At 55.2% G+C, this 11,279-nt stretch carries 18 protein-coding genes and 1 pseudogene; 7 read left to right on the plus strand and 12 right to left on the minus strand.

What is annotated here, in order from left to right; all coding sequences use genetic code 11:
- Positions 1–29: 29 nt before the first annotated feature.
- Both Pla22_RS17515 and Pla22_RS25305 read right to left on the minus strand, forming a co-directional pair.
- A pseudogene (locus Pla22_RS17515) lies at positions 30–239 on the minus strand (DUF2924 domain-containing protein); the annotation flags it as partial.
- Entirely contained in the window at positions 223–396 is a 174-nt protein-coding gene (locus Pla22_RS25305) for a hypothetical protein (RefSeq protein ID WP_165440724.1), read from the minus strand. The pseudogene Pla22_RS17515 and the gene Pla22_RS25305, both read right to left, overlap by 17 nt.
- A 358-nt stretch (positions 397–754) precedes the next feature.
- On the opposite strand from Pla22_RS25305, the gene Pla22_RS17520 reads away from it, so the two are divergent.
- Positions 755–1,141, plus strand: a complete 387-nt coding sequence (locus tag Pla22_RS17520) for a hypothetical protein (protein WP_242632137.1) — start codon at positions 755–757, stop codon at positions 1,139–1,141.
- 118 nt (positions 1,142–1,259) lie between these two features.
- On the opposite strand, the gene Pla22_RS17525 is transcribed toward Pla22_RS17520, so the two are convergent.
- From Pla22_RS17525 to Pla22_RS17545, 5 genes are all read right to left on the minus strand, one after another.
- Positions 1,260–1,847, minus strand: a complete 588-nt coding sequence (locus tag Pla22_RS17525) for a hypothetical protein (protein ID WP_146516084.1) — start codon at positions 1,845–1,847, stop codon at positions 1,260–1,262.
- Positions 1,848–1,875: 28 nt separating this feature from the next.
- Positions 1,876–3,618, minus strand: coding sequence for a hypothetical protein (locus Pla22_RS17530; protein WP_242632138.1), 1,743 nt, complete (start codon positions 3,616–3,618; stop codon positions 1,876–1,878).
- A gap of 86 nt (positions 3,619–3,704) precedes the next feature.
- Positions 3,705–3,830 carry a hypothetical protein gene (locus tag Pla22_RS25870; protein ID WP_261343149.1) on the minus strand — a complete coding sequence of 42 codons (126 nt, stop codon included), beginning with the start codon at positions 3,828–3,830 and terminating at the stop codon, positions 3,705–3,707.
- A gap of 3 nt (positions 3,831–3,833) precedes the next feature.
- Positions 3,834–4,355 carry a hypothetical protein gene (locus Pla22_RS17540; protein WP_146516086.1) on the minus strand — a complete coding sequence of 174 codons (522 nt, stop codon included), beginning with the start codon at positions 4,353–4,355 and terminating at the stop codon, positions 3,834–3,836.
- Between the two features lie 561 nt (positions 4,356–4,916).
- Positions 4,917–5,414, minus strand: a complete 498-nt coding sequence (locus Pla22_RS17545) for a rhodanese-like domain-containing protein (protein ID WP_146516087.1) — start codon at positions 5,412–5,414, stop codon at positions 4,917–4,919.
- 319 nt (positions 5,415–5,733) lie between these two features.
- On the opposite strand from Pla22_RS17545, the gene Pla22_RS17550 reads away from it, so the two are divergent.
- The 6 genes from Pla22_RS17550 to Pla22_RS17575 all read left to right on the plus strand — a co-directional run bounded on the left by Pla22_RS17550 (position 5,734) and on the right by Pla22_RS17575 (position 9,568).
- Positions 5,734–6,357: an SOUL family heme-binding protein gene (locus Pla22_RS17550; protein ID WP_146516088.1), complete on the plus strand. Its 624-nt coding sequence runs from the start codon at positions 5,734–5,736 to the stop codon at positions 6,355–6,357.
- Positions 6,354–6,785, plus strand: a complete 432-nt coding sequence (locus tag Pla22_RS17555) for a thiol-disulfide oxidoreductase DCC family protein (protein ID WP_146516089.1) — start codon at positions 6,354–6,356, stop codon at positions 6,783–6,785. The genes Pla22_RS17550 and Pla22_RS17555 overlap by 4 nt, the downstream gene beginning before the upstream one ends.
- A 103-nt stretch (positions 6,786–6,888) precedes the next feature.
- A complete protein-coding gene (locus Pla22_RS17560; protein ID WP_146516090.1) occupies positions 6,889–7,833 on the plus strand; it encodes a nucleotidyltransferase domain-containing protein in 945 nt (314 codons plus the stop codon).
- A complete protein-coding gene (locus tag Pla22_RS17565) occupies positions 7,830–8,600 on the plus strand; it encodes a nucleotidyltransferase domain-containing protein (protein WP_146516091.1) in 771 nt (256 codons plus the stop codon). Before Pla22_RS17560 ends, Pla22_RS17565 begins: the two co-directional genes overlap by 4 nt.
- Before the next feature lie 54 nt (positions 8,601–8,654).
- Positions 8,655–9,116: a hypothetical protein gene (locus Pla22_RS17570; RefSeq protein WP_146516092.1), complete on the plus strand. Its 462-nt coding sequence runs from the start codon at positions 8,655–8,657 to the stop codon at positions 9,114–9,116.
- 62 nt (positions 9,117–9,178) lie between these two features.
- A complete protein-coding gene (locus Pla22_RS17575; protein WP_146516093.1) occupies positions 9,179–9,568 on the plus strand; it encodes a GIY-YIG nuclease family protein in 390 nt (129 codons plus the stop codon).
- A 31-nt stretch (positions 9,569–9,599) separates the two neighbouring features.
- On the opposite strand, the gene Pla22_RS17580 is transcribed toward Pla22_RS17575, so the two are convergent.
- From Pla22_RS17580 to Pla22_RS17595, 5 genes are read right to left on the minus strand one after another with little or no spacing between them, the layout of a single operon-like run.
- Entirely contained in the window at positions 9,600–9,902 is a 303-nt protein-coding gene (locus Pla22_RS17580) for a cyclic-phosphate processing receiver domain-containing protein (RefSeq protein ID WP_146516094.1), read from the minus strand.
- A 3-nt stretch (positions 9,903–9,905) separates the two neighbouring features.
- Complete coding sequence (locus Pla22_RS25310) at positions 9,906–10,076, minus strand: NUDIX hydrolase (RefSeq protein WP_165440725.1); 171 nt, start codon at positions 10,074–10,076, stop codon at positions 9,906–9,908.
- Positions 10,069–10,371, minus strand: coding sequence for a hypothetical protein (locus tag Pla22_RS17585; protein ID WP_146516095.1), 303 nt, complete (start codon positions 10,369–10,371; stop codon positions 10,069–10,071). The genes Pla22_RS25310 and Pla22_RS17585 overlap by 8 nt, the downstream gene beginning before the upstream one ends.
- Positions 10,368–10,979: a hypothetical protein gene (locus Pla22_RS17590; protein WP_146516096.1), complete on the minus strand. Its 612-nt coding sequence runs from the start codon at positions 10,977–10,979 to the stop codon at positions 10,368–10,370. The genes Pla22_RS17585 and Pla22_RS17590 overlap by 4 nt, the downstream gene beginning before the upstream one ends.
- Positions 10,972–11,265 carry a hypothetical protein gene (locus Pla22_RS17595; protein WP_146516097.1) on the minus strand — a complete coding sequence of 98 codons (294 nt, stop codon included), beginning with the start codon at positions 11,263–11,265 and terminating at the stop codon, positions 10,972–10,974. The genes Pla22_RS17590 and Pla22_RS17595 overlap by 8 nt, the downstream gene beginning before the upstream one ends.
- Positions 11,266–11,279: the final 14 nt, after the last annotated feature.

An 11,279-nucleotide genomic window follows, 5' to 3' on the forward strand; every position in this document is an offset into this window, starting at 1 on the left:
CGTGCCGATTCATGTAGTGGCGAAACGAACGCTGGCTGGTCGCGAAGCGCCCGTTCGCTCAGTCCGCCTTCTTCACTCGCTTGAATTCGCCAAGCGATACGTCGGACGATGAAGTTGCGATTTCGGGAACGACATTTCTCTTGATGAACGACCTCAAACTTCGCCACCAATTGGTCAATCGTCAGGTCGGCCAACTCGGCGATTTCAAATGCTGCACTGTTTTTAGGATTGGGACTCATCAGCTACCTCCGGTTGGCTCGGAAGTTGAGGTTCGTCTTGCGTGCTCTTTGCCGCCTTCTTTTCTTGCGTTCGTCGAATCGCCCGCGCCAAAATGGTCGCGATCTCTTCGCGTTGTTGTTCGCTCAATTGGATCACCGTTACTGTTTGAGAGTTCATCGCGGACCGTCTTGCCCGTTGCAAAACAGTCACCGCGAGACACAGTGATCACTGACGGCGGAGAGATCTCAAGTCCCGTTTCCTCAATCTCGCGAGAACTTTCCAACGTCTCTGGAATCTCGCCGCGTTTGACCCGAATCGTCACCAACTCCAGCAATTTTGCCACTTTCCGTACCTGAACGGCGGGCTGGATATAGTCCAACGCCATATAACCCTTCCTCCTAAAACCATTCCCTAGCGAACCGAACGAAACGGTCCCGCCCTCAGGGTTATGTAGGAGAGAACTCGATAGGGTTAACCAGAAACTGCGAAGCAACCCGCCACCGGCGGGCTCTTTTGGAGGATGATAAAGAGCACAATGAAAACAGCAGTTCAAATCGCATCGGGGACAATGTTGGCGACAACCATTGGATTGTTGGCCATGCAATTGGTGGGGCTGATGTCATGGCCACTGGCTAGAGGCGTGAGCGGAATCGCGATCGGCTTGATCGCATCGACCATGTTTGCATTGCTGTTGCGTAAGAAGCTTGGCCAGCCAATTTCGATCGTCGCCAGCGGAATCGGAGCGATCGTCGCGTGCTTCTTCGCGATTTCGACCGTAGAGATCCTCCCGCCAGGAAGCTTGCAGTGGTTTTTCCAAGGCGGCCTCTACGGCGCTGCCTTCGGTGTCCCCGTTGCCGCGATACTGTCGCCGCTGGCATTGATGGAACGTCGCCGCGTCATTGACGATTCAGTTTCAAACTGAAGTGTGAACGTTCACTGGATAAGGCGTCTGCATACAAACGGTCGCTTCTTCGCTCGTTCGAGTGTCTGACTGTGCGATGGCTAGGCTTGCCGTCCCGGTGGCTGAACGAGGTTGAGTATTACGAAGGTTTCCAATGGCGATTGATCTCGTAGAAAATGGAGTCTGCACTTTGGTCGACGCAGTTGAGTTCGACGACAAGCAGCTTCGACCAGTGGTAGCGTCCGCCCGGTCGCGAGTGGCGATTCCATTCTCTTAGCAGCTTGGATGTCGCTCGCTTATGAATCAAAAGACGGTTTCCTGACCTGCGTACGTGCGAGACATCACACCACCTGAATGACCTGCGAAGCCACGCGTGGTAGCCTTGAACGCCTTCCTCAGTGATCACAATTGCCGTGGGATCGAGAGCCAGCCTGACTGTACTGAGCAACGCCTCAACCAGACACATGCCGAACAAGGCGAGAAAAATGTAGCTCATGACACTTCTCTCCCATGGTCCTGGAATGGTAGCTCCCTTTCCAAGTGGAAAGTTGAACCACACAGCATCGGTTTGAATGGCGATCAACGGGACTCCGAATAGCAGTAGCAGGGGCGCATGCGTGCGAAACAGCACCCATCCGCTCGATACAACCGAGGCGACGAATGGACGTTCTTTGGCATGGCGATCGAAAGGATCGGTAGCAGAAAGATCGAATTTTTCTTGAGACATGGCGAGTGGTTTCTTTGAGCGATCGTGTTTAGATCTCGGCTTGAATGCGTTGCAGCCGATCGCGGATTTGGGTCTTGGTCCGGTTGATCTGCTGCTGGCTTGAGTGGGGAAAGAACGGTAAGTCATCGAGGGAGACTCCCATCCTTGCCAGAGTCAATCGCCACGCTTGCACATCATTGAAACCAGACGTGATCGGTGACGGACGCTGCAAAACCAGAGTGCTGATCCTCGTGGCATCCTGCTTCGCGGCCGGCCCGAGTGACGCGTAAGCGTCTCGAATGCCTTCCACCATCGCACGTCGTTGGCGCCAGTTGTCTTTGGTCGAAACGTGATCGAGTGCGTCGCGCAAAATGGGCATGGCACGCTCAGCATCGAGGTCAGCAAGCCTTGAAAGAAAATGCCCAGCCTGTTCGTAGAGTTCGGGTCTTGTCCAAATGGCGAGGTGAACTGGATCGGGTTTGGCGAACGTGCCCGGTGGCATCAAAGATAAGGCTTTCGCTAACTGCGATCGTTCTTTTTCGGTCGCATCATCGAACGCAATCCGTCGTGCGTAGGCGGTTCTGAGTTCGATCGGCGTTTTGCCCTTGGAAAAAACGTTCTCGATCGGACCGGCAATGTCTTTCACTCGCTGGTCACCGACAACGCGGGCGATCAATTGATGGTCGTCGGGGCCTGCGTCGAAGAAAAAGAGCGAAAGCCAGCGTCTCGCTAATTCCAGCCTGGCTGGACTCGCGTCGGGATCGTCGATCGCGCGTTGGACTTCCCGGCGCAATCGTTCGCGGGTGTCATCAAGCTCGGCGAGAAGCGGTACCTCGATGGCTTCCAACAACGTCGGCTCCAAATCAATCTGTTGGTCCGACGACTTCCAATCACTTCCGCCAATACCAAACGATGCGTTAGAGATCGTTCCGGCACCCCATCGAACATCAAAGCCGAAGTAGAAGACGTTGCCAGGAACAAAGTGTCGAACTTCACTCCTGCGAAATTGAACGTCCGTGCCGGTGTGGGAAATCTCGACTCGTTCGACTCGTGGAATTTCTTTATTGTGGGTCGAAACCAAACGCACGACCCAATCCGCTTCTTCGGCGGGTGTTGGCTCAACCTCGACAATTCGCTCCACACCGGCAAGACGTAGCGCCCAATCGGCTTCGAGCGATTTCTCAACCTGTCGCAACTCGTTGCCTCTCACTCGCCGCATGAGTCCCGGATGTTTGCGAATCAATTGACCAGGATTTGACGGGAATACGCCTGGTTCTGCATCATCACCCGTCCGGACCAAAGCGAACGCCGCAACCGAAGGATCGCGTTTTCGGCCAGTCGGGCCGGTGCTTTCGACGGTGACACTTTCGACGCCCGGTAAATCTAGAAGCACTGTGCATAAGTAGTCACATTCGGGAGACCGGTAGAGTTCGCCGTTCTCGACGTACACGTTTCCTGTCAAGATGATCGGTTTACCAGGGAGAATGTCGGGTGAGACTTCCGCGCGGAACTCCGATATCGCTGACGAGCGAATCGGTTGCATGACCAACCAGCCCAGTCCAAGCGTAAGTAAGATCGCGATCGGGAACGCGGCCCAACCGATCTTGGTTGGTAATAGTCGCTGAATACCGAGTGTCGTCGCAAGATAAACAAACGCGGTGGGAGCCGAGATCAGCACCAATCCTGGAATGATGAGTGCCACGAAGCCAAGCACGACCAGCATCGGGCAACAGAGCGCCATCGCGGCGGTGACGCCTGTGAGGATTAAAACAATGTTGCCAAATTTACGCATAATGGATTCGATACCGTGACGATCGGCGCACACCTTCCGCGGCAACGACCGCAGGTCGATGAAGCTTAGGTCACGATTTGAACCCGCTAAAACCCATTGTTGACGATGTCTTCATCGAGCGTCAGTTGCCCAGGCTTTGGCCAAGCTTCTTTGATGGCTTTGCCGATGGCGTCATTCAGCAATTGCGACGATTCGGTTTTGAAAACATCCATCCGCTAAAATGGGTACGGCAAGTCTTTCAGTTTTGGGACCACGTCGTTTGGAGACGGTGACCGAATGGACATGAATAATAGAATCAGCTTTGACTTTTCTGTTGCGTCTGCTGTTCGAAACTGAATTTGGACCGGGGTTCCCGACTGCAGGCAATGTAAAACTGACTCGCGATAACTTGCTGGAAGTGTCGCAGTTACAGATTTGGCGGATTTTTTGAATTCTCCAATGGGTCGGTCCAGCACATCATCGTCTCGAAAGCTGATCGTACCACTTTCGGCTAAAGCATCCGAATTTGGCTGCGGCTCACCCCACCACCAAATGGCAGAAGCTGGAATCTGTTCTCGACGTCCGTTGCTTGTAAAGCCTGTGACAAAAGAGTACCGCTTGATGATCACTGAGCCATTCTTTTGATCCGATGCCGAAGCACTGGGAGTCACGTCCCATGGTGGTAACGGGTCGTCCGCGTTCACGAGGCTAGCGAAAACAAAAATCGACACCAAAGTGATAGGCAGTAATGCACGCATAAGTGATCTCCAAGTAGTTTCCAAGACGCAAAGCCAGGTTTTGATCGAAGCCCTGTGTGAGCACCGCTGAACCGATATAAGGTATCGGAAATGGTTTTGCGTTGCACTTCTCGGCTCAGACCGCCACCAGCAACGTTGACCACTTTTTTCCGATAGCACTCTGGGACTTCATAACCTTGAGGTCAAATAGTACAGAGACAAGAGAGACCTTTGGCCGAGATCGGCCCAGAGACCGTTTCGCCGGTGGCCGGATAGTACTTTTCCAGAGACACTCAGAGAGATCTCTGCGGATCGGTCGTTGACGTAAGTCCTTGCCAGGACTGCGGTAAACCACGAAAAAAGCCGGCGTCAGTCCATGGGACCAACGTCGGCTTGTTCGATAACCCGACGGTCGGAGTAAACCGAAGGGTCTAATTGGAGTTGAGCGAACCGGGCGCTTTTCAAACCTTCTCAGGTGTCTCTCGTCGTGGGTTATGGGAAAGCCTTCGTTTGCGCGAATAACCCGGTAAATCACGGTGCGAAATGGTCTCTGGGTGATGAGCGAGCGGAACCACGTCGACTTCATAACCCGGATTGGGCGTCTTGGGAGGCGTTCGTTCTCACTTCGTACTCGTCCGGGACATGGAAGATCCGCCAGTAGGGATGCACGTCGTTGGTTGCCTTTCCGTCGGGCGATTCCAACGGCAAGCCGGCACGGCACCAACCCAGGATGCTGTCGCGATAGTTCACCGCATCGACGCCGCCGGCCACCAGCTTCCGGGCGAACAAATAACTGCGTCCGCCAACCGTGCAATAAGCCACCACCCTTCTGCCCGCCAATTCCTCCGAGCCGGCTTTGTATTCCTGCTGCGTGATCGCACCCGGAATTCGAGACACCGCATGTTCCGAATCGCTGCGGACATCGACTAACACCGGCGAAGTCTCGCGCGAGGTCATTGCGGATTGCAGATCCGAGGTCGTGATCGTCTTCACCCTTCTTTGGCAAAGCAACCGCCGCGCCGCTTCGAAGGCACCGAAGCCGGCATCGCAAAGACGAATGATCAGATCACCGAGTGACATTCAAATCCCGTCGTCGTTACCCACGACCACCTTCGCAGCAAGTCTCGCAAATCCGATGGCACTTGGTGCATTGAAGCTTGCCCCGAATGTCGATCATCACCCCGCCACAAACCGGGCAAGCGGGATCGGACGGCTCTTGCGGCGATGGTTTTGTTTCAGCGGACATGGCTCGGAGGAGTGAAAGTCACGAATGAGGGACGACAGACGGCGTTACTTGTATCCTACCGGAATTTACATGTATCGACGCCCCGCCTAGCCGCTCGGCTATCCTTACTCGGACGACTATTCACGGAAGCCAATTCATTTCAGGGCCGAACGAGTGACACGAAAACGAATGACGTACATGCTGGGGATCGCCGCCGTTGCTGTGATCGGCGTTTTAGGCTGGAACATGACCGCACGAGCTGGCTACGAATCCGCCGAATACAAGGTGATCGAAAAAGACGGCAAGTTCGAGATCCGCGAATACCCCGACCTGATGCTCGCGTCGACGACCACTCAAATAGACGCCCAAGGCCGCGACGGTAGCTTTATGAAACTGTTCCGCTACATCTCCGGCGCGAACCAAGCCGAGCAAAAGATCTCGATGACCACGCCCGTGTTCATGGAGAAAGACGAAACCGAAGCCCAAATGGGATTCGTGATGCCCAAAGAAGTCGCCGTCGCCGGCACTCCACAACCAACCGGCGAAGGAGTCGCGATCCGCAAACGAGCCGGCGGACGCTTCGCCGTCATCCGCTTCTCCGGTCGCCTCAGCGAAAAGCTCGCCAAAGAAAACGAAACCAAACTCCGTGAGTGGATGAAAACCAAAAACCTCACCGCCGCCCAAACCAATTCCGACGATCCCGAATCCACCAACGTCGAATCCGCCTCCTACGATCCACCCTTCACACCTGGCCCGCTGCGTCGCAACGAAGTCCTCATCCGGTTGCAACCAGAATGAGCACCGACATCACTAATCCCGATCACAGTGTTACTCGGGACCATTCTGTCGAAGTCTTCTACGACGGCGAATGTCCACTCTGCGTCCGCGAGATCAAACTCCTGCGTTGGCTCGACCGCAAGCAAAACATTCGCTTCACCGACATCGCCGCTGCTGAATTCAACGCCTCCAACTACGGCAAAACGCCCGACCAATTCATGGACGAAATCCACGGCCGGCTACCCGCCAAAGATGGCCAGCCCGCCCAATGGATCATCGGAGTCGAAGTCTTCCGCCGGCTCTACGCCGCCGTCGGCTTCGGCCTACTCGTCTGGCCAACCCGCCTGCCCGGCGTCTCCCACGCCATGAACTTCGGCTACCACATCTTCGCCAAAAACCGCCTCCGCCTCACCGGCCGCTGCACCACCGACACCTGCAAAGTGAGCTAACTTTCGCATCGCACTCCGGCTTCTCGGACATTGCCGGCGAACTAGCCAGAATGGTTTTGTGTCGACAGAATACTGTCTGTCCATCCTGGCCAAGAGCGAATGCATGTCCGTGTCGAACGAATCCAACCTGATCTACTCCGTCGGCACGCAGGTCGTTGCTCAGAAAGACGTGATGGCGGCGAACGATCGCATTGCTCATCCGGCCGGTGCCGTTGGCGTCATCGTCCGCAGCCCAGTCGATCGCACGCATGCTTACCGAGTGAAGTTCAGCGACGGCTTCGAGGCTCCGATCCATCACGACCAACTCGTTCGGCTTGCGGAGTTCAAAAGCCAAACGATTCGCGACGCCGATGCATCGCTGGCCAGTGCCGGGCTGTACGAACGAGTCATCTATCGCTGCGTGATCGGCTCGCGGGCTTACGGACTGGATGATGAAGCGTCCGACACCGATCGTCGAGGCATCTATTTACCGACCGCCGATCTGCATTGGTCGTTGTACGGCGTTCCCGAGCAACTCGAAAACGATGAAACGCAGGAAGTGTACTGGGAGTTGCAGAAGTTCATCGTGCTCGCGCTCAAGGCGAACCCGAACGTTCTGGAATGCCTCTATTCACCGATCGTCGAAAACGTCACGCCGCTCGGCGAAGAACTGCTGGCGATGCGAGAAGCGTTCTTGTCGAAGCTCGTTTTCCAAACGTTCTCGGGCTACGTTGCATCACAATTCAAGAAGATGCAAACCGACATCCGCAACCAAGGCCGCGTGAAGTGGAAGCACGTCATGCATTTGATTCGATTGTTGTTGTCCGGCACCCATGTTCTTCGCGAAGGCGCGATGATCGTCGATGTCGGCGAGCATCGCGAGAGACTGCTGACAATCAAACGCGGCGAGATGTCGTTCGACGAAGCCGACCGATGGCGAAAACGCCTGCAGTCCGAATTTGAATCCGCGTTCAAAACCACCACACTCCCCGACCGTCCCGACTACGAACGCGCCAATGCGTTTCTCGTCGACGCCCGCCGGCGAGCCATCCAATCCGACCTGCCATGACCGACGCCACCACGATCGACTACGACAAGATGATGCAGCACGTCAGCGTGCATCCACACCCGCTGCTGTTCGCCACGATTAGCGGTGCGCATCTGTACGGCTTCCCGTCGCCCGATTCCGACTTCGATCTTCGCGGCGTTCACCTGCTGCCGATCGAAACAGTCGTCAGCCTGGATGATGGCGACCAAACGGTCGAAAAGGAAGGCATGTACGACGGGCTAGAAATCGACCTGGTCACACACGACGCATCCAAATTCTTCGCTCTGATGCTGCGTCGCAACGGCTACGTGCTCGAACAGATCTTTTCGCCGTTGGTTGTGTTCGCGGGCGACGAGTTCGATGAATTGAAATCAATCGCGTCCAACTGCATCACCAAGCATCACGCCCATCACTACCTCGGCTTCGCCGCAACCCAATGGAAACTGTTCGGCAAAGAATCGCCGCCAAGGGTCAAACCGTTGCTGTACGTTTACCGCGTCCTGCTGACCGGCATCCATCTGGTGCGCACCGGCGAAGTCGAAGCCAACCTCATCAAACTCAACGAAACCGCGAAGCTACCATTCCTCGACGACCTGATTGCCCAAAAGCGAACTGGTCCCGAGAAGGGAACCCTCGACGCGGCTGATCTCGACTTTCACACGAAGCAGTACGAACGACTGACTGCTGAATTGGAAGCGGCTTACGATCAAAGCAAACTACCCGACCTGCCGTCGGCAAGGCCAGCTCTGAATGACTTGCTTGTCCGTTTGCGACTTCAGACCAGGTGATACATTGAAAGGGAATCGAACGATATCGAGTATTCACCAAAGAGCGTAAGACGAATGGGACAACTTCAGGATGTGGGCGAGGCGGACGGTTGGCGATGTTGGTTGTGTGACGAACCGGTTGAGCCGGACATGTCGCCGAACGATCCCCGCGGAGCGAGCTTGGACACTCGGACGAGTAAGGGCCGGGCGAAGAAGAAGAAACAGGACAAGGGCAACTTGCCGACCGAGCGTTTGGCTCACAAGAGTTGCAACACCGGCAAGGGATCGAATGACCCGGTCGTGCCCTGGCCCGATCATCTGATCGTCGTCGACCCGGCTCCGATCATTGCTGCGGCGGAACGATTGGAGCGAAAGGGTGGCCGCGAGGCGATGGCTCGTTGTCCTACCCGCCAAGACGCCGAAGCGGTTGCCGAGTGGCTCGTCGACCGCCTCTCGCGTCTTGCGCCGGGGCTCGATGTGAGTACGGAAATCGCCACCACCGGCGGCCAGCATCTGGTCAGCTTGCGAACGTCCTAAACTCACCTCGCTCGATCTCGTTGCCAACAACCCGTTCTCCACCAAAATCGGACTCATGAACTTTGTCGAATTCTGGCGTCTACTTCATCACCTGCGAGTTCCTTGGTAAACGATTCGTGAAGATCGGTCGTTCCACGAACATCGCACGACGGCGAAACCAACTGCAGTCGGGATGCCCGTTCCGCCTCAAGGTGGAACACATCGAAACGATGTCAGAGTTGGAAGCCGGCGCGAAAGAGAAGCAGTGGCACGCGATGTTCAAAGACATGCGAAAGCGGTGCGAGTGGTTCAATGCCATCGCGAACGAGGCTGACACCCAACTCATGTTTCACTGGTTCCCCTATGAGAACGACATCGAGGCATTCATCGAACGCCGGAAAACAAGCGACGCAGCCACTGAGTTCGACGGAAAAAAATTGGAGCTAAACCACCAAGAACAACTGTTGTTTTGATGGCAACGATCGCTTCGTATCAAATTTCAAACTAATCGACTCGCCGACGCATCATCGCTTCGATCGCCCGAATTCCATTCTCCATCTTCGTCCTCGCCGACACGTTCGCCGAGTGAACCTTCATCGCCGGCGGCACGAAGCCGTGCAACGCGACCTGCTCCTCGATCCAAAGCACGACGTCGTAGCCGGTCCCGCGATCATCGTCGCCCAGATCATGATCCAAGCTGATCTCGGTGACCGATCCAGTCTTCAGCAACTCAACCGCCTCGTCCGGCCAATACACACGGTGCCAACCGTCAGGCGTGGTTCGCTCGTCCTCGAGGTAGATCTTCATCGTTCAAAGTTCGGTGTGAGCGAGTCGGTCAAACAACACCTTCAAGAGTTCTCTCTTGCGATCTGAGTTCGCGGTCATTCGTTCGCGAACCGCGTCGATCGTCAGCCACTCGTTCGCCGACACCTCCGCCGGATTGCAGATGATCGAGGCGTCGAAGCGACCCCGCTTATGCATCCAGCGATTCCTCGTCCCACATCTCGCGGAAGGCACTGATGTAGCTCGCAGTTGCGAGCGGACCGAGATCCCAGTAATAGCGGCAGAGCTTTTTGAATAGTGCCAGTCCATCTTCCGTCCCTGCGAATCCGAGCAAACCATCGAGCGTGGATTCAATCAAACTGCGATCAGTCGACTGCTGAGTGACAATCTGCTCAACGATCGGTGAATAGATCGAGACTGCCTGGCTATTCAGCGACAGCAACTGCCTCGCAAGATCAACGATCGGATCGCTGGTCGATTCGCGTTCGCTCATTCGTTCACCTCATCATCAACGATGTAGAGAAAGGCATTGCCCTTCTTCTTATACGAGAGTTTACCTGCCTCACGAAGGTGCGAAAGCTCGCACGAAGATACGCCTAAGCGAGACGCCATTTCCTCGCTGTTCAGCCAGGTTTCCTTGCCGGGTGTCAATCTCGGTAGGACGTGCTCTTGCCAGTAGCTGAGTCTTCCAATTCGCTTCTTGTCGATTCCATCAAGGGCAAGCCATGCGAGTGACCGTTGCTTGCTCTCTTCGACGTCGAAACCAACGTAGTCATCTTTGACGAACAACCATTTGTGATGATAGATGTACGGGTCTGACAAGCGTTTTCGGCGTTTGACCTTGCCACCAAACGTCACAGTTGCAAATTCACCGACTGTGGGTTCATCTACCAAATCGAAGTCGGAGCTTTCGATAAACGAAACGGTTTCCGTTTTTTCGGCATACTTCACAACAGAGAATTGCATCTTGTGTTCAATCAGTTTGAAGCATTCTGCCACGACTCCCGGAAGTAGATCCATGTAAGAGCGATGCATGTAGACCGCGCCGCCGATGTCTTTGCCGACATTGAACGTTTTCGAGCGTTTGGGCAATTTAGACATGTTTCGTCTTTCGCCGGATTGAGAAACCGGCATCTTCCAGGATCTGAAAACACTTCGTCCCCTTCCCCGCACAGAAACCAGGCTCTGGAACTGATCCCGTAATCGCCTTGGCCGCGAGTGCGACGATCGCCGGTGGTGGGTAAAGCTTTCCATCGATTTCGACGTCGTGCGAATGCGAAGGTCTGTAGCCTAAAGGGATGCCGAGTTCATCAAACTCGCCGGCAAAGGTGAGTAAGTGCGATCGCGTGATGACATCAGGGAGTGCTTGATTGCGGTTTTGATTCATGAAGACGGCTCGCG

This window comes from Rubripirellula amarantea, assembly GCF_007859865.1.
Taxonomy (GTDB): Bacteria; Planctomycetota; Planctomycetia; order Pirellulales; family Pirellulaceae; genus Rubripirellula; species Rubripirellula amarantea.